Source organism: Planomonospora parontospora (assembly GCA_014647935.1).
Classification (GTDB): domain Bacteria; phylum Actinomycetota; class Actinomycetes; order Streptosporangiales; family Streptosporangiaceae; genus Planomonospora; species Planomonospora parontospora.
The window spans coordinates 1-15,770 of the sequence record BMQD01000029.1; the positions used below are offsets into that span (position 1 = coordinate 1).

Annotated in this window: 22 protein-coding genes; 12 read left to right on the plus strand and 10 right to left on the minus strand. The window is 71.5% G+C overall.

Translation table 11 applies throughout. From position 1 onward, the window contains the following. The first annotated feature begins 6 nt into the window (after window positions 1–6). The 3 genes from IEZ07_RS36390 to IEZ07_RS30370 all read left to right on the plus strand — a co-directional run bounded on the left by IEZ07_RS36390 (window position 7) and on the right by IEZ07_RS30370 (window position 2,002). Window positions 7–177, plus strand: a complete 171-nt coding sequence (locus IEZ07_RS36390; protein ID WP_373868894.1) for an STAS domain-containing protein — start codon at window positions 7–9, stop codon at window positions 175–177. A 360-nt stretch (window positions 178–537) separates the two neighbouring features. Beyond that, complete coding sequence (locus tag IEZ07_RS30365) at window positions 538–1,530, plus strand: tyrosine-type recombinase/integrase (protein ID WP_191897933.1); 993 nt, start codon at window positions 538–540, stop codon at window positions 1,528–1,530. 139 nt (window positions 1,531–1,669) lie between these two features. Continuing rightward, window positions 1,670–2,002 (plus strand): hypothetical protein, encoded by a 333-nt coding sequence (locus IEZ07_RS30370; RefSeq protein ID WP_191897934.1) that lies wholly within the window; start codon window positions 1,670–1,672, stop codon window positions 2,000–2,002. A gap of 36 nt (window positions 2,003–2,038) precedes the next feature. Here the strand turns inward: IEZ07_RS30370 and IEZ07_RS30375 are convergent, their stop codons facing one another. Beyond that, the gene (locus tag IEZ07_RS30375) at window positions 2,039–2,626 is read right to left on the minus strand and encodes a DUF6245 family protein (protein ID WP_191897935.1); all 588 of its coding nucleotides are present in this window, start codon (window positions 2,624–2,626) and stop codon (window positions 2,039–2,041) included. Window positions 2,627–2,790: 164 nt separating this feature from the next. Here IEZ07_RS30375 and IEZ07_RS30380 point away from each other — a divergent pair, with 164 nt between their 5' ends. Then, a complete protein-coding gene (locus IEZ07_RS30380) occupies window positions 2,791–3,078 on the plus strand; it encodes a hypothetical protein (protein WP_191897936.1) in 288 nt (95 codons plus the stop codon). Between the two features lie 138 nt (window positions 3,079–3,216). On the opposite strand, the gene IEZ07_RS30385 is transcribed toward IEZ07_RS30380, so the two are convergent. The 3 genes from IEZ07_RS30385 to IEZ07_RS30395 all read right to left on the minus strand — a co-directional run bounded on the left by IEZ07_RS30385 (window position 3,217) and on the right by IEZ07_RS30395 (window position 4,222). After that, window positions 3,217–3,378 carry a hypothetical protein gene (locus tag IEZ07_RS30385; RefSeq protein ID WP_191897937.1) on the minus strand — a complete coding sequence of 54 codons (162 nt, stop codon included), beginning with the start codon at window positions 3,376–3,378 and terminating at the stop codon, window positions 3,217–3,219. Window positions 3,379–3,405: 27 nt separating this feature from the next. Continuing rightward, on the minus strand, window positions 3,406–3,801 hold the full coding sequence (locus IEZ07_RS30390) for a hypothetical protein (RefSeq protein WP_191897938.1): 396 nt from the start codon (window positions 3,799–3,801) through the stop codon (window positions 3,406–3,408). A gap of 94 nt (window positions 3,802–3,895) precedes the next feature. After that, on the minus strand, window positions 3,896–4,222 hold the full coding sequence (locus tag IEZ07_RS30395) for a hypothetical protein (protein ID WP_191897939.1): 327 nt from the start codon (window positions 4,220–4,222) through the stop codon (window positions 3,896–3,898). Between the two features lie 461 nt (window positions 4,223–4,683). Between IEZ07_RS30395 and IEZ07_RS30400 the strand changes: the two genes are divergently transcribed. Further along, window positions 4,684–5,175, plus strand: a complete 492-nt coding sequence (locus IEZ07_RS30400) for a hypothetical protein (RefSeq protein ID WP_191897940.1) — start codon at window positions 4,684–4,686, stop codon at window positions 5,173–5,175. 59 nt (window positions 5,176–5,234) lie between these two features. Here IEZ07_RS30400 and IEZ07_RS30405 read toward each other — a convergent pair whose 3' ends face one another. The 3 genes from IEZ07_RS30405 to IEZ07_RS30415 form a co-directional block, all read right to left on the minus strand. Beyond that, on the minus strand, window positions 5,235–5,462 hold the full coding sequence (locus IEZ07_RS30405; protein ID WP_191897941.1) for a bifunctional DNA primase/polymerase: 228 nt from the start codon (window positions 5,460–5,462) through the stop codon (window positions 5,235–5,237). Between the two features lie 47 nt (window positions 5,463–5,509). Next, window positions 5,510–5,830 carry a hypothetical protein gene (locus IEZ07_RS30410; protein WP_191897942.1) on the minus strand — a complete coding sequence of 107 codons (321 nt, stop codon included), beginning with the start codon at window positions 5,828–5,830 and terminating at the stop codon, window positions 5,510–5,512. A 150-nt stretch (window positions 5,831–5,980) separates the two neighbouring features. Further along, on the minus strand, window positions 5,981–7,465 hold the full coding sequence (locus tag IEZ07_RS30415; protein WP_204054799.1) for a SulP family inorganic anion transporter: 1,485 nt from the start codon (window positions 7,463–7,465) through the stop codon (window positions 5,981–5,983). A 460-nt stretch (window positions 7,466–7,925) separates the two neighbouring features. On the opposite strand from IEZ07_RS30415, the gene IEZ07_RS30420 reads away from it, so the two are divergent. The 4 genes from IEZ07_RS30420 to IEZ07_RS30435 all read left to right on the plus strand — a co-directional run bounded on the left by IEZ07_RS30420 (window position 7,926) and on the right by IEZ07_RS30435 (window position 9,856). Then, window positions 7,926–8,423: a MerR family transcriptional regulator gene (locus tag IEZ07_RS30420; RefSeq protein WP_191897944.1), complete on the plus strand. Its 498-nt coding sequence runs from the start codon at window positions 7,926–7,928 to the stop codon at window positions 8,421–8,423. A 3-nt stretch (window positions 8,424–8,426) separates the two neighbouring features. After that, entirely contained in the window at window positions 8,427–8,783 is a 357-nt protein-coding gene (locus IEZ07_RS30425; protein WP_191897945.1) for a hypothetical protein, read from the plus strand. A gap of 84 nt (window positions 8,784–8,867) precedes the next feature. Next, window positions 8,868–9,485 (plus strand): TetR/AcrR family transcriptional regulator, encoded by a 618-nt coding sequence (locus IEZ07_RS30430; RefSeq protein ID WP_191897946.1) that lies wholly within the window; start codon window positions 8,868–8,870, stop codon window positions 9,483–9,485. Further along, entirely contained in the window at window positions 9,482–9,856 is a 375-nt protein-coding gene (locus IEZ07_RS30435) for a VOC family protein (RefSeq protein WP_191897947.1), read from the plus strand. Before IEZ07_RS30430 ends, IEZ07_RS30435 begins: the two co-directional genes overlap by 4 nt. 22 nt (window positions 9,857–9,878) lie before the next feature. Here IEZ07_RS30435 and IEZ07_RS30440 read toward each other — a convergent pair whose 3' ends face one another. Beyond that, window positions 9,879–10,409 (minus strand): hypothetical protein, encoded by a 531-nt coding sequence (locus tag IEZ07_RS30440; protein WP_191897948.1) that lies wholly within the window; start codon window positions 10,407–10,409, stop codon window positions 9,879–9,881. Between the two features lie 501 nt (window positions 10,410–10,910). Here IEZ07_RS30440 and IEZ07_RS30445 point away from each other — a divergent pair. Together IEZ07_RS30445 and IEZ07_RS30450 are read left to right on the plus strand one after the other, a co-directional pair. Continuing rightward, a complete protein-coding gene (locus IEZ07_RS30445; RefSeq protein ID WP_191897949.1) occupies window positions 10,911–11,339 on the plus strand; it encodes a hypothetical protein in 429 nt (142 codons plus the stop codon). Further along, window positions 11,336–13,705 (plus strand): relaxase/mobilization nuclease domain-containing protein, encoded by a 2,370-nt coding sequence (locus IEZ07_RS30450; RefSeq protein ID WP_191897950.1) that lies wholly within the window; start codon window positions 11,336–11,338, stop codon window positions 13,703–13,705. The genes IEZ07_RS30445 and IEZ07_RS30450 overlap by 4 nt, the downstream gene beginning before the upstream one ends. A 204-nt stretch (window positions 13,706–13,909) precedes the next feature. Here the strand turns inward: IEZ07_RS30450 and IEZ07_RS30455 are convergent, their stop codons facing one another. Together IEZ07_RS30455 and IEZ07_RS30460 are read right to left on the minus strand one after the other, a co-directional pair. After that, window positions 13,910–14,158, minus strand: coding sequence for a hypothetical protein (locus IEZ07_RS30455; RefSeq protein ID WP_191897951.1), 249 nt, complete (start codon window positions 14,156–14,158; stop codon window positions 13,910–13,912). A gap of 808 nt (window positions 14,159–14,966) precedes the next feature. Then, window positions 14,967–15,488, minus strand: coding sequence for a transposase (locus IEZ07_RS30460; RefSeq protein WP_191897952.1), 522 nt, complete (start codon window positions 15,486–15,488; stop codon window positions 14,967–14,969). On the opposite strand from IEZ07_RS30460, the gene IEZ07_RS36395 reads away from it, so the two are divergent. Further along, a complete protein-coding gene (locus IEZ07_RS36395; protein WP_373868892.1) occupies window positions 15,394–15,741 on the plus strand; it encodes a transposase in 348 nt (115 codons plus the stop codon). The two genes, IEZ07_RS30460 and IEZ07_RS36395, sit on opposite strands and share 95 nt — an antisense overlap. Window positions 15,742–15,770 lie beyond the last annotated feature (29 nt).

The following is a 15,770-nucleotide window of genomic DNA, read 5'->3' on the forward strand; positions in this document are numbered from 1 at the left end:
TCCGGGCTGGGCGAGCTGATCGCGGTGCTGAACCGCGCCCAGGCCGCCGGTGTCCGGCTGCTGCTCAGCGCGGTGCCCGCCGCGGTGGTCCGGCTGCTGGCCATCACGGGCCTGGACAAGGCGTTCACCGTCTGCCCCGACCTCGACGCGGCCCTGCACCGGGCCGTGGAGGGTTGATGTCGTCCGTATGCTCCGCGTCCGGCCGGGCGGCCGGCGCGCAGGGGCCGCCCCCGCCTCCCGGCAGCGCCGATCCCTTCCCTTGGCTGCCAGGCTCCCCATCGGGGAGGCGTTCACCTGCCGCTTGTTGCCACTCGGCCGACCAGGCGAGAAGAGCCCACGGGAGGCATCGGCCGAGTCGGCCCAGCCGGTCCGTCGATGAAGCTCACCACCGCGAAGGCCGCCTCAGCCCATAGGGCGCCACTCCCCGAATAATCAGCATTATCCGGGGAGTATTGCTATGATCTCCCCGGATAAGATCGGTGCGGCCCAGCGGGCAGCGCCGGGAAAACTCCCCGGATAAGAAGGATAGGGCCGCTCGTGGGCGCTTCCGCGAAGAACACCGCCGCCACCTCGGGTGCTGCCCCGGGCGCGACCCCGGGCGCCGCGGTGGTGCCGATCCGGCCCGCCGCCGGCCCCGCCGCCGCGGCCGCGACGGCGATCGCCGCGTTCGAGACGCACCTGGCCCGGTGCGCCCTGGCCGCCAACACGGTGGTCGCCTACCGCCGCCAGGCGCGCGCCTACCGCGCCTGGCTCGACGCCCACGCCGCCGAGCACCCCGACGCGTTCGCCGACACCGTCGGCGCCGAGGCCGCCGTCGCCGCCTGGCGCCGGCACCTGCTCGCGGTCGGGGCCGCCCCGGCCACCGTCAACCAGGCCCTGGCCGCCGTGGAGCTGCTCTACGCCCAGGCGGTGCGCATCCGCATCCACGTCAAGAACGCCCGGGTGCCCCGGCCCGGCGCCCCCGACGCGCTGACCCGCGCGGCCGAGAACGCCGTCCGCCGCGCCGCCGACCGCCGCGGAAGCCGGGACGCCGCCCTCATCGCGCTGCTGCTGGGCACCGGCGCCCGCGCCGAGGAATGCCAGCGCCTCACCGTCGCCGACGTGCCGCTGACCGCCCGCACCGGCACGGTGCGCCTGCACGGCAAAGGCGACCAGGTCCGCACCGTACCGCTGCCCGCCCCGGCCCGCACCCGCCTGAACGCCTGGCTGCACGAGCGCACCGATCTCCTGACCGCCCGGTCCGCCCTGGCCGACCGTATCGGCGACGGCCTGTGGTCCGGCCAGCGCGGCCGCCTCAGCATCGACGGCGTCACCGACGTGGTGCGCGCCGTCGGAAAAGACGCCGGCCTGCCGTCCTTGCGCCCGCACCGGCTGCGCCACACCTACGCCACCCGCCTGCGCGAAGGCGGCGCCGACCCCGCCCAGATCCAGGCCCTGCTCGGCCACGCCTCCATCGAGACCTCCGCCCGCTACTTCCGAGCCTCGGCCGCCGAGGTCGCCGCCCTGGTCGACCGGGCCCTCGACTACTGAGACCTGGACTACTACCGGATCGACAGCACCGGTCGCCGTCGACCCCGCTCGACTGACCCTGTCCACCGCGCGGGCTCCCCGCCGTCCTGGACGCCGGGGTTGCGCTCGCGGGTTAGGGTGCGGGGTGGAGGCAGGCCCGATGACCGACGTGCGCGAGGCCCTGGCCGTCATCGCCGCCGCCGCCCGGGCGGCCTACGCCGACGGCGCGCATCTGCGGGTGCGCTCCTCGGGCATCGTGCACCAGGTGGCGATGACCCGGTGGCTGGCCGGGGAGCTCATGCCGGGCCCGGCCTGCATGGTCGGCGTCAGCGGCTGGGACCCCGGCGCGGCCCATCCCGACCGGGGTGAGGTCACCTGCCGGCGGTGCCTGAAGCTCACCCGGCGCGAGCCGGTCGTCGACCAGCAGCTGCGGTTGTTCGACGGCCCCGGTCCCGAACCGGAGGAAAAGGCGGAGCAGCTTCCCGCCTGGTAGCCGAACCCGGCGGGCAGGAAGGCAGCGCGGAGGGAGTCAGTCCTCGCCGAACATCGCCGACAACCCGTTCAGCATCTGCAGCAGGATGTCGACGTTGCCGATCGCGTCGACCAGGCAGGCGCGAGCCTTCTCGAGCTCGGCGATGTGCTCGGTGACCGCCTCGGCGCTGGGGACCTGCCCGGCGCCGATGACGCCCAGCAGGCGCTGCAGGCCCTCGGCGGTGTGCGCCGCGGCGAGCGGGATCGGCCCGGTGGAGGGATCCTGGGCGAACTGGCGTAGGGGGCCAGCCACCCGCAGGGTCTGCCAGCGCAGGAAGGCGGCCAGACGCTCGGGATCGCCGTCGACGCCCGCGGTGGCCAGTTGCTGGCGGTGCGCGGCCGCCAGCTCCTCGAGGTCGGCCGCGCCGATCTCGACGAGCATCGCTTCCACCTGCACCGCGCCCAGCAGCGCGTTGGCCAGGCGCATCCGATAGGGCACCATGCCGCCGAGCCGGTTCGCTTCGGCCTCGTGCTCGGCGGCGGTGTTGCTGCCGCCGTACAGGCCCAGGGCGGCCAGAGCCGCACCGAGCTGTTCGGCGGAAGCAGGCTCGTCGGTGAACTCATCGGGCGTCAGGGGAAGGTCCATGGCCGATCACGGTAGGGGCGCGGCGTCGGCGGCCGCCGGAGTTTTCGGCCTTTCTGGCCCACCCTTATGTCTGCGCGTGCGAGGCGGCCGTCCCCGGCCAGGGGCACGCCGCCCGTGCAGCCGAACGCAAGGACAACGGCCTCCGCGCGACCTACGGTAAAGCCATGCCCCGCACCCCTTCCGATCCCCCCGGCGACATCTGCTCCGCTGACGAGCACCTCGTGACCGTCATGTGGGAGTTCGCCTGTCCGGATGCCGAGGTCGGCATCTGCGAAGAGCCCGACTGCGATCCTGAGGAGGGCTACTGGTTCGCCGCGTGCGGCTTGGGTGACTTCATCATCGAGGCGCCCCAGGAGCACTACGGCGCGTTGTGGGCCTTTGCCGCACAGCATGAGCAGGACCCACAGATCGGCCAGGGCCTGGACCGGTTGCCGGACGCCGCAACGCAGTGACCGGCCGGCCTCTTCGGCTGAGGATCCTCGCGCTTCCTGCACCGTCCTCGCGCGTGCGCGAAGGCGGTCTCGGGTCGCCGCTTGACGGTTGCACGACGCCGCGGGCCGCCTCGAGTGCAGATAGGGCTCCGCGACGGCCTACTCGCGTTCGGCGATGATCTGCTGGGCGCCGGCGAGTCGTTCGACCGCAGCGGCCAGGGCGAGGATCGCGAGCACCTTCGCCTTCTCGGTGTTGTCGTCCGCCAGCGCCGACAGTGCCGAGTCCTCATGCATCCCCGGGGGGATCATGCTGCTGTGCATCGTGCTTCCTCTCTGCAGGGGCACCGGTCAGTCGCTGGTCCAGGCTTTGAACTCCGGGGCGGCGATCACCCGGAGTTTGGGGTCGCGCTCCTTCTCCGGATCGCGGCTCGGCACGCCCGGAACGAGCACCACGGTGAAACCGGCGGCGTACAGCACGTCCGCCATCGCCCGCTCCATGGCCAGCGTGGTGGCCCGCTCGACCCGCACCACGGGATGGTCGGGGTGATCCACGCCCCGCTCTCCGGACTGCTCGTCGAACTTCGCCTCCGCCCACCACATCAGCGAGGCGCGCTGACCCTCTGCCCAGACGTGGTAGCCGCCGGCGGGCCCGTTGCCCTTTTCCGGTATCCCGACCCGGGCGAACAACTGGCGGATGTCACGCACGAGCGCCTGGGCCTTGGCCGAGGGGGCGGGAAGGGTCATACGCGCACGCTAGATCCGATCCACCGACGCATCCAGATCTGCTTCCGCTTCCGGCCACGCCTGCCGAGACGTCCTGACGGGGCCGGCGGGTCTGTCACGCGGACGGGCTCTTGTCCGAGTAGGGCGGCAGGCTGCACAGCGCCGAGCAGTACGGCGCCCAATCACCAACGGGTGTCGACCCGCACCGCGGACACACGGGCATCATGTCGGCGTCATCGACAGTGAGGATGTCGTCGGGATCTTCCTCGTGGTGCTCGGCCAATCGCATGAACGCCTTGTCATGGGACTGCGGGGCGGTCAGTGACCAGTCGCAGTCCGGATGGGGACACACCGCGTACCAGTAGACATCCGGCGCGGTGGACCACGCGGCGTAGACACGCGGTTCGTGAGTCGGCGAGGTCTGCGGAACCGAGTACGTCATGACTCGACGGTAGACGATGGACCGCTGCTGGCCCCTTGCGTCTGCACCGGCCTGTGCCCCGGGCGGGCCGGATCGTAGCCGTCGGCGGTCCCGCCCCTCAAGCCCGCTCCCTCGCTGCGCTCGGTCGGCGGCCTTGACCGCCGGGCACGCTGACGGCTGACCGGCCCCCGGCCCGGGGCCTCGCGCGAACTTCGCGAGCCGCTCGCGCGGGCACGGGAGCCGACGGACCGGAGAACCCGAAGAGAGAAGCCAGAACAGAGAAATCAGACAAATAAGACAAAATGATACGAATACTACAAATAGCACATAAAGGAAAAATGGAGAATATAGAGAATGCCGATGCATATACGACAATAAAGTCATATAGTACATATATGTACTATATAGACAAGTAAAATGATCAAGAGTGCTAAGGTATCGTCACTTTCGCGCCGATACGTCCGGGACGGAAAGAGGCCGCGATGCCGTCTGAGCACGACGACGACCCCTTCCTCCACGTCCGCGCCGAGTACCGGCTGGGAGGGCGCACCTGCGCCTGGTGCGGGCAGTACGTCGCCTACTCCGGACGCGGCCGGCCCGCCTCCTACTGCTCCAAGTCGTGCCGTAACCGGGCATGGGAAGTACGTAGCGCCGAGGCCCGCCTGCAGCGCGACATCGCCGCCGGCGCGCTGCGCACCGAGCCGGTGCGCGAGACGATCCGCGAAATCGTCACCGAGAACACCATCGTCGTCCGGCGAACCAAGCCCGACCCGATCGTGCCGACGGCCGCCCGCCAGTGGATCGACGTCCTGGCCGAACTCCGCGAGCAGCTGCGCACCGGCGAGCTGGGCCGCAAGCACTGGCAGCACGCCAAGCTCTACGACGCCCTGGCCGACGTCGTGACCGCGCTCGGAGAGGCTCACCCGGGAGGCCTGCACCCGCTGCATCGCGCGGTCTCCCGGCGCCGACGCTGACCGCTACCGCTCCCCCGGCGGGTGGCCGGGAGGCGGGTATTCGGCCTTTTCGGCCCGCCCTACGCGTGTATGCGCCAGACCCTGCTCCCGCGCGATGCTGACCGCAGCAGGCCGGTCAGCCACGCGGGCAACATCGCGATCGGCGCGTCTCGCTCCACGACGTACGGCTTGTCGTCGACGATCGAGCCGGGACCGATGAGGTAGCTGTTGAGCGCCCGGTTGTTGTCAGTGATCTGAGAAGTCAGGCCGATAGGAGGCGGCTGGCCGAGGTGAGCGGAGCAGGGCATTGTACCACGACGCACGACCGGCCACACCGGCCTGACGAGGCGTCTGCTCAGCGGTTCCTCCACCAGTCCAGGCATCGGCGCCAAGTGCGGGAGCGTATCCGGCAGGCGATCTCGCAGACCAGGCAGGTGCCCGGCGGGGCGGCGGCGAGCTGAGCGATGAGGTCGGCGTCGGTCACCGGATCCAGATGGTCGGCTCCCACGACCAGCAGCAGGCGCACCTCCCCAGCATCACCGATGCCGCCCCGCGCGGCGGAGACGACCGCCTGCGCGCTGCGGACGTGACCGGCCGAAAGCAGCCGGTAGGACCAGCCGGTGATGTCGGCGGTGCGGTCCAGCTCGGCGGCGATACGGGCGGGCAGCGCTCTCATCGGTGTGATCCCTCTGCTGTCTGTATGCGAACGCCGCTGGCCGGCCCGGTTGCGACAACGTCCCGGCGGGTCCGGCCGGTTCCCGCCCGCCGTGTCTGCGCGGGCGGGAACCGGCCGACGGCTGGCGGCGCTGTATGCGACGGTGGCGGGTCAGTGGCCGCCGGACAGCTGGCCGGCGAGGGCGCCGTGCAGGCGGGCACTGGGCTCGTTGAGGCCGATGACGGTGACGGTCTTGCCGCGGGCGGCGTATTTGGTCTCCACGGCGTCCAGCGCCGCCACCGAGGAGGCGTCCCAGATGTGGGCGCCGGACAGGTCGATGACGACCTGGTCGGGGTCGCCGGTGTAGTCGAACCGGTAGACCAGGTCGCCTGAGGAGGCGAAGAACAGCTCGCCGGTGACGGCGTAGACGACCTGGATGCCGTCGGGGTCGACGACGGCGGTGACGTTGGCCAGGTGGGCGACGCGCCGGGCGAAGATGACCATGGCGGTGAGGGAACCGGCGATGACGCCGATGGCCAGGTTGTGGGTGGCGACCACGACGGCGACGGTGGTGGTCATGACGATGGTCTCGCCCCAGGGCATGCGCTTGAGGGTGGCCGGGGCGATGGAATGCCAGTCGAAGGTGGCGAAGGAGACCAGGATCATGACGGCGACCAGGGCGGCCATCGGGATCTGCGAGACCCAGGGGCCGAAGGCGATGCACAGGATCATGAGGAAGACGCCGGCGGTGAAGGTCGACAGCCGGGTGCGGGCCCCGCTGGTCTTCACGTTGATCATCGTCTGGCCGATCATGGCGCAGCCGCCCATGCCGCCGAACAAGCCGGTGACGATGTTGGCGACGCCCTGGCCGATGGACTCACGCGTCTTGTTGGAGCGGGTGTCGGTGATGTCGTCCACCAGCTTGGCGGTCATCAGCGACTCCATCAGCCCGACCAGGGCCAGAGCGAACGCGTACGGCGCGAGCAGAGTGAGGGTGTCCATCGTGAACGGCACGTCCGGCAGGCCGAAGACCGGCAGGGCCGAGGGCAGGGCGCCCTTGTCGCCGACGGTCGGCACGGCAAGTCCCGCGCCGAGGGTGATGGCGGTCAGGATCGCGATGGAGACCAGCGGGGCGGGCACCACCGTGGTGACGCGGGGGAAGAACACCATGAGGGCCAGGCCGCCGATCACCAGCGGGTAGACCATCCAGGGCACGCCGGTGAGTTCGGGCACCTGCGCCATGAAGATCAGGATCGCCAGGGCGTTGACGAAGCCGACCATCACGCTGCGCGGTACGAACCGCATCAGCTTCGCCACTCCCAGGGCGCCGAGCACGATCTGGATGAGGCCGCCGAGGATGACCGCGGCGATGAGGTGGTCCAGGCCGTGCTCGCGGGCCAGCGGGGCGACGACCAGGGCGATCGCGCCGGTGGCGGCGGAGATCATCGCGGGGCGGCCGCCGACGATCGCGATGACCACGGCCATGGTGAAGGAGGCGAACAGCCCGACGCTGGGGTCGACCCCGGCGATGATGGAGAACGAGATCGCCTCGGGGATGAGGGCGAGTGCGACCACCAGGCCGGCGAGGATCTCGGTGCGGGCGACCTTCGGCGACAGCCAGGCCGGCCGGGACGGGCGCAGGTGCGCGGAAAGCAGTGATGAGCTGGGCAACAGGCATCCTTTTAGGCAGGAGAAGAGCACGCTGCGGCGGCAGGGCCGCCCGGCAGGTGAGGGGCCGATCAACGAACACGAAAAGGGCAGGCGACCGCCGCGCACGGATCGAGAGGCGGTCGAAACGATCAGGGCCCGGCCGTGTGGCCCGCGGAGTGGAAGGGCGCGGGCGGGCGGGGCCGCGGCGTCACGGCGGGCAGGAGGCGGCGGGCGGGGCGGGCATGCGCGGGCCGGTGTCCTTTGCGTCGAGGGCGCCGCACGGCGCGCCGGTGCACCGTGCTCGGGCAGGGCCGCATCCGTGCGCGGCCGGCGGGCAGACCAGCAGGGATCTCCCCGGTGCCTGCAACCCTACCTTAACGTTAGAGTAGGGATTCGTGGGGGTGGGGCACCGGGCCGCACCCCGAGCGCACCCCGGGTGCACCCGAGCAGTGAGGCCGACCCGCCCATGGACACCGCAGCCGAGCCCGCCCCCGCCGACCCTGCTGATGCGGCCGCCGCCGGACAGACCGGCCACGCGCACCTGCACATCGGCCAGGTCGCCGAGCGCACCGGGTTGTCGCTGCGCACCATCCGGCACTACGAAGAGGTCGGCCTGGTGCCGGCCTCGGCCCGCAGCCAGGGCGGCTTTCGCCTCTACACCGACGCCGACGTGGCGCGGCTGATGGTGATCCGCCGGATGAAGCCGCTCGGCTTCACCCTGGAGCAGATGGGCGAGCTGCTGGCCGTGACCGACCGGCTGGAGGGCCGCACCCAGGCCGGGCCGCTGCCGAAGGCCGAGCACCAGGCGTGCCTGGAGCGGCTGGAGGCCTTCGAGGCCGCCGCCCGCGAGCGGTGTGCGGCCTTGCGCACCCAGTTGCAGTGGGCTGAGGAGTTCGCCGACGACCTGCACCGGCGCCGCCGGCAGGCCGCACCGGTGCAGGCCGGCCCGCAGCCGGGCCGGTGAAGCGTGGACGTCCCTGCCCCCGACGTCCCCTCCGACCCGCCCGACCGCCCCGCCCCTGCCGACCACGCCCGCCTGCTCGCCCGGGTGCGCGCCGTGCTGGCCGACGCAGGGTTTTACACCACCGCACCGGAGGCGGCCCGGGCCGGGGACGTGCAGGTGCGCTACGAGGCCGATCGCGGCGTGGTGGTCACCTGGGGCTCGCCCGGAACCGGCGATGCGCCCGACACCGGTGTGGTCGGCCGTTTCCCCTCGGTGCGCACGGTGGTGCACCTGGCCGTGACCGATGTGCTGCTCCAGGCCGGCTGCCCGGCCGCCTACGACGGCGACGCCGGCGAGATCGTGGTCACCGGCGCTCGGTGACGGCCCTCCCGGCAGCAGGCGGTCCGGCCCGGCCCGCCATTAATCCCTTGACGGAGTGAGTACTCACTCCGCAGGATGGGATGCATGACAGACACCTCCACCCGGCGACGCGCGCCGGCGATGAGCACCAAAGACCGCCGAGCGATGATCACGGCGGCGACCCTGCCCCTGGTCGCCGAGCACGGCGCCGCGGTCACCACCAGCCGCATCGCCCGCGCGGCCGGCATCGGCGAAGGCACCATCTTCCGGGTCTTCACCGACAAGGACGACCTGCTGCAGGCCTGCCTGGCCGAGGCGATGAACCCCGAACACGTACTGCGCGAACTGGCCTCGATCCCCCTCGACGACCCGCTCACCGACCGGCTGGTCCAGGCGGCCGAGGCACTGCACGCCCACCTGGAGCGCATGGGCACCGTGATCGGCGCCCTGCACGCCTCCGGCCACCACCGCGAGCGCACCTCCGGAGACCGGCCCGCCCCGGGCGGCCGCCAGGCCTCGATGAAGGCGACCCACGAGGCCCTCACCGCGCTGATCGAACCCGACCGCGCAGTGCTGCGCCTGCAACCGGAGACGATCGCCTCGGTCTTCTTGGGGATGCTGTTCCCCTCCCGCCCCGCCTCCGGCGAGACCGGGATCCCCCCGCAGGCCATCGTCGACATCCTCCTGCACGGCGCCCTCGCCGCCCCGGGGAGCCCGGCATGACCATCACGCTGAACCACACCATCGTGCCCGCGGCCGACCACCGGCAGGCGGCCCGCTTCTTCGCCTCGATCATGGGCCTGGAGGAGCTGCCGCCCGTCGGCCGAAACGGCCACTTCGCTCCCGTACGGATCAACGAGCAGCTGACGTTGGACTTCATGACCGTGGCCGACCCCGTCGGCATGCACCTGGCCTTCGACGTGGACCCGGCCACCTTCGATCAGATCCTGACCCGCCTGCAGCAGGCCGGCGTGCCCTACGGCAGCCGTCCCACCGAGCCCGACAACGGCCGCATCGACCACCCGCTGTGCGCGCGCGGGCTGTTCTTCGTCGACGCCGCCCGCAACCTGTACGAGGTCATGTCCCCGGCCTGACCGGCCGCCGCGGCGCCGACGGTCACCACGGGGGGACAGGGACAGCGACCGGGGAGGGAGCGCCGTCCCAGGTCACCCTGATCTCCCGCGGAGTGTCGTGCACCAACGACGAGCTGATCATCACTTTGGCCGAAGCGCCCGGCTCCAGCGTCACCCCGTCCGGGGCCTGGTCGACGCCGGGCACAGTCGCATCGACCGTCACGCCGGTGACGGTCTCGGTGCCGGCGTTGCGGAGATAGGCGGCGAACTGCGACTCGCGCGTCACCTCCCAGGCGATCGTCGGCTGCATGTCCCGCATGGCCTCGATCTCGGCGACCTGCTCGGCCGCGAGCGCCGAGCGCTCGGCTGCATCTGCAGAGCGGGTACTGCCCGCTGCCGACTCTTCGGCGGCATCCGCGGACCGCTGGGCTTCCGCAACGGCTCGCTGCGTCGCCTTGGCGGAGGCCCGCTGGTACTTGAGCGAGACCAGGGACACCACGAAGGCCAAGAGGGAGAACACGAAAGCGACGACGACTCCGACCCAGGTGGCGAGATCTCCGGTAGAGGCTTCCACGACCGATCCTTCGCAGGCTGGCACTTGAGCCGCTCAGCCTACCGACGCCCACGCGGGTTTCGTCGCCCGCGAGCGAGCCGTGGATGTTGAGCGCCCGGTTGTTGTCAGTGGGAATGCCGATGCGACCAGCGCGGCGGTGGGGCGCCGCAGCCGCGGAGGTCGATGCAGCAACGGAACGACCAGTGGCGTTAGCGAGGCGTCAGGGCGTGGCTTACCGCCACTCGCTGTTCCGATCCGGGTGGAGCGCGGAACGGGGGGTGGCAACGTGGGAGCCATGAAGGAGACCCCGGACTCAGCCCCAGCGTGCCGACGGTGAAGGTGTCGGGCCAGACCTGGCCGCGTTCAGCGCACACCGCGGTTGGGGTGGGGTTTCACCGTGAGGCGCCTACTTTGACTGAGCAAGATGAGGTTAAGGCGCCTTAATGGACCCCGTCCCTTCCGTTCCGGTTGATCATCCGTCTACTGTCGACGGATGATCCGTTGAGGACGAAGGAGGCACCGGTGGGCGAAGGTGAGGGCCGCACGAGGCGGGCCACGCCGATGCAGCGGCGCAGCCGCGTCGCCGGCGGGCGCCCGAACCGGCACAACGTCCGGCTCACCGACGCCGAGCAGGAGGAGTTCACCGCGGCGGCGAAGGCGGCCGGGGTGACCGTGCCGTACCTGATGGTCGAGCACACCCGGGCGGGCCTGCGGGGCCGCGGCCGCATGTCGGTGGCCGACATGCTGCGCCTGGCCACCGAGCTGGACGCGGTGTGGCGGCAGATGCACCGCGACGGCGTCGGCCTCGACCAGATCGCGGCCGGGGCGAAGGCGGGCGTGGTCCAGGGCCAGGACGCGGTGCTGGCGATGAGGGACCGGATGGCGCGGAGCCTGGATCGGGTGGATCGGGTGCTGGACTTCCTGGACCCCGAGGGCAGGACCGCACGGTGATCAACAAGATCGGTGCGCGGGGCCGCGACGTCGCCGGGCTGGTGCGTTACCTGTTCGGCCCCGGCCGCTTCGACGAGCACCGCGATCAGCGGGTGATCGCCGCTGATGCGCGCCTGGAGGTCGCCGACGGCACCCGATTGAACCCGGACGCGCCGGCGGACCGGGAGCGGGTCAACGAGCTGGCCCGCGTGCTGGACAACCACCGGCGGTTGATGTGCATCGAGCCGGTCGGCGGGTGGGTGTGGCATTGCGCGATCGCCCTGCCGAAGAAGGAGACGCCGGGCGGCGAGCTGAAGCCGGAGACGCTGAGCGATGAGCAGTGGGCGATCGTGGCGCGCACCGCGGTCGAGCGGCTCGGGTTCGGCGAGGACGGCCCGCAGGCGCCGTGCCGGTGGATCGCGGTCCACCACGGCCCGTCCGCGGGCGGCAACGACCACATCCACCTCCTGGTCAACCTCGTGCGAACCGACGGCCGGCTGGCCGACCCGGGCCGCGACCGGCGGACCATGTCGCGGGTGTGCGCCGAGGCCGAGCGCGAGTTCGGCCTGTTCGTCGTGGAGGGCCGGGCCGGACGCGGCCTGCCGGGCCTGAGTCGCGCCGAGATCGAGCGCACCAAGCGCGGGGCCGGCACCGGCCCGCCCTCGCGCACCGCCGGTCAACGGCCGGGCCGCATCGAGCCTGACCGGATCACCTTGGCCCGCAACGTCCGCGCCGCGGCGGCGGCCGCCGGGAGCGAAGCGGAGTTCGTCCGCCGCCTGAAGGCCATGGCGGTGCGGGTACACCCCCGCTACGCCGCCGACGGCACGGGCGAGGTGGTCGGCTACGCCGTGGCGCTGCCCGCGCTGCCCGCCTACACCAACGCCAAGGGCAAGACGATCCAGCCGAAGCCGGTCTGGTTCGGCGGCGGAAAACTCGCCGCCGACCTCACCTTGCCCAAGTTGCGTGCAGGCTGGAGCGGCGGGGAAGCAGACGAGGCCCGGGCCGAATGGGCAAGTGAGGCCGTACCGGTGACCGCGCCGGGCCGCAGTGAGGCCCCGGTCGCCGATGCGGACGCCTGGAAGCACGCGGCCGCCCTCATCGACGACATCCGCAAGCAGCTGCACGACCTGCCCGCCGACGATCCGCGCTGGACGATCGCCTGCCGGGGCACTGCCGCGGTGACCTCCGCCCTGGCCCTGGCCGAGACGCGGCCCGGCGCGCTGGCCGGCCTGGCCGATGCGCTGGCCCGATCCGCCCAGGACCCGCGCCGCGTGGATGGGCCCCCGAGCCTGCCGGAGCGGTGGATGCGCCGCGACTTCTCCGCAGCGGTGCGCCTCATCCGCCAGGCCGCCCAATCGCCGGACCTGTCGGCCGACGCCATGGTGGTCGTCGTCGGCACCGTGCTGCTGGCCAAGGCCATCACGCAGCTGCACACCGAGCGCCAGCAGCCGCACCAGGCGCGCGTCCTGACCCAGCGCACCACGGTGCTGGCCGGGCAGGTGGCCGGGCTGGCCCCGTGGGAGGTGCGCCCGCACGGCCAGGTGCCGACCTCGCGCCTGCGCGATCTGGTCACGCGCATCGAGGCCGACGTCGACCGGCTGGTCCGCACCGAACTGCGCACTGAGGAACTGACCGAGGCTGCCCGTAATGGACGCGGTCCGGATGCGGCCGCCCTGCAGGCCCGTCGCAAGGAGCTGGAGAAGGCCGCGGCCGCCGAACAGGCCCTGCCCGCCGCCCGGCGAGCCGCCAAGCTGGCTGATGAGCGCGTCGCCGACCTGGACGCCGAGGTCCGCCGCCTGAAGGCCCTGTCGGAGAAGAGGGGGGCCGGACTGTGGTTGAAGGGCATCTCCAAGAACGAGGTCCTCGAGGACCTGGCCCTGGCCCGTCAGGAACGCCGCCAGGCCCGCATCGTGCGGGATCACGCGCACGCTGACGTCGGCACCCTCGTGGCCACCGCCTCCGGGCTGTACGGCGCGGCACCGACACCGACACCCTGGAGGCAAGGCGCGGCCACCGACGCCCTGCGCCGGCTGAGCTCCGACTGGACGGCCAGCCTGGCGAAGGCGGTGGCCGACGACGTCGCCACCGCCGCCCACCGCGCCCTCCTGCAGAACCCGCGTACCCGCGCCGAGATCGCCGCCCTGAGCTTCGGGCGCCCGGGAGAGCCCCGACCGGCGACCACCCTGGCCGAGGCCCGCCGCCGGCTGCAGGCCGTGCGCGCCGAACTCGCCCTGCGCGAGACGCTGCCCGGCGACGTCGCCAAGGCGGAGAAGACCCAGCGCGCCGCCGCTCAGCCGGCGGCCGCGCTCAGCAGTCCCGCGCCCACCCGCAGCTCGTCTCGCACCCCGCCCACGCCGGACCGGGGCCGGGGCGGACGCGGCCGGTAACCGGACCCGGAAGCGGTGGGCCGGTGCGGCCCTGGCGATCGCCTGCAGGTGGCCGGCCACCGACCGAGGCCGGGAGCGATCGACGGACCCGGTGCCTCCTGCGTCGGCACCGGTCCACCGGATGACGGCCCAGAGGCCGAGGAGGGCACCAAGGGCAGAGGAACGACCGACCGGCCCGTGATCGGACGAGAACGTTCTCTCCTCCTATCGAGGGCCGTCTGCGACGGCCGCAGAGCCGTCGCCGAAAGACTTCCGCGCGCGCTCGCGCTCCCGCAGGGACGCACGCAACAGCCAGACCAGCGCCACGAGGAAGGCGATCCCCACCGGCACGCGGACCCATGGGCTGAAGGCATCGCTCACGAGCGTGTTGACCACGATGGCGGTGGCGAGCGTCGCCCACCAGGCGCGGTCGTAGCGCCGATGCCTTCCGGTGGAGGCCGCATCCGTGCTCATGCGAGAAGGTTATGCGCCCCTTCGCCCTGGTCAGGAGCATCCACCCTCGGCCGAGACCATGCTTTCCTCGCCAGGTGCCGAATTGCTCCTATAGGAGATCAAGCGGCGGCGCGCCGCGCCGCCGTACTCGGCCCTTTGCCGCCCGCCGTCCGGGCGTGCGGCCTGGGGGCCGGTCCCGGCCGGCGGCGTACATCCACCCGCCGTACCCAACGCACCCACCGACCCCAGCGCCACACCGTCGCAAGAGACCCTTCACCGAGAATCGGTTCCGGCGCTTGTCAACGTTCCCGAATGCGCCACCACCACCAGTGATCGCTCGCCAATTCACGCATCAATACCGGGTCCGGCAGAGTGCGTCGCTCAAGCTCACGATCGAGTCGTTCCAGCAACCGGCCGAGATCTGCTCGGGCACCTTCAGGTAGGCGCCGCATGACCTCTTCCAAGCGATCTCGGGCATCCTCGATCTCAAGGCCGGGTTCCCAGACCTCGGACGCATCCAGGTAGCGGCCAGGCTGCTTGAAGACCCATACGAGCTGACTCAGTGCCTCAGCTACAGCGTTGGGCCACATATGCTCGGTCTCGACGCGTCGAACAGCCGCTCGGGTTCGGGCGGACATACCGCGGATACGTCGGACAGGCACGTGTTTGGGAGGGATCCACCGCTCTGCGCGCAGGATCCTCGGACGCTTACGCGGCATCGCCCTTTCGGATCAACGTCATGTCGGCATCCTTTCACCACAAGTGCTACCACTCAAAGCAGTGATAGGACACCGAAACCGGTACCACTCTCACTTCCCAATCAGGTTTGTCAAGCAGCAGTCGAGGTGCTTGATGGAGGCCGGTAGTGCCGTCGGTCGCGAATGAGCGCCCACAAGACGTTGACGCGTCGGCGCGCCAGGGCCAGCAACGCTTGAGAGTGGGTTTTGCCCTCGGCTCGCTTGCGGTCATAGAACCGCCGGGATTCCGCCGAGACGCGCAGACTGGAGAACGCCGCCAGGTAGAAGGCCCGTTGCAGTCGGCGATGGTAGCGCTGCGGCCGGTGCAGATTGCCGCTGACGCGCCCGGAGTCGCGTGGCACCGGGGCCAGACCAGCAAAGCCGGCCAGCCGGTCGGCCGAACCGAAAACGCTCATGTCCCCGCCGGTGGCGGCCAGGAACTCAGCGCCCGTCAGCGGACCCATGCCGGGCAGACTACCGATCACATCCGCCAGCTCATGGTCCTGAAAGCGCGTCTCGATGAGCTGGCTGACCTCATCGATCTTTGCGCTGAGCGCCAGGACCTCCTCTGCCAACGCAGCCACCAAACGCGCGGTGACCTGCTCTCCGGCCACAGTAGTGTGCTGGCGATCGGCTGCCTGCCACGCGGTGCGAGCCAAGACCGCAGCGTTGCGGGCGCTGGTGCGTGCGGCGAAGGGGCGCTGGCGGGTCGAGCATGATTATCGCGAGCTCAAGCAGGCCCTGGGCCTGGCCCATTTCGAGGGGCGGACCTGGCCCGGCTGGCACCACCATGTCGTCCTGGTCTCGATCGCGCATGCCTTCGTCACCACCGAACGGCTGGCCCCAAAAGCAGGAACACCGGGCTGACCACCTACCGGATCACTGCGGAGCTGCAG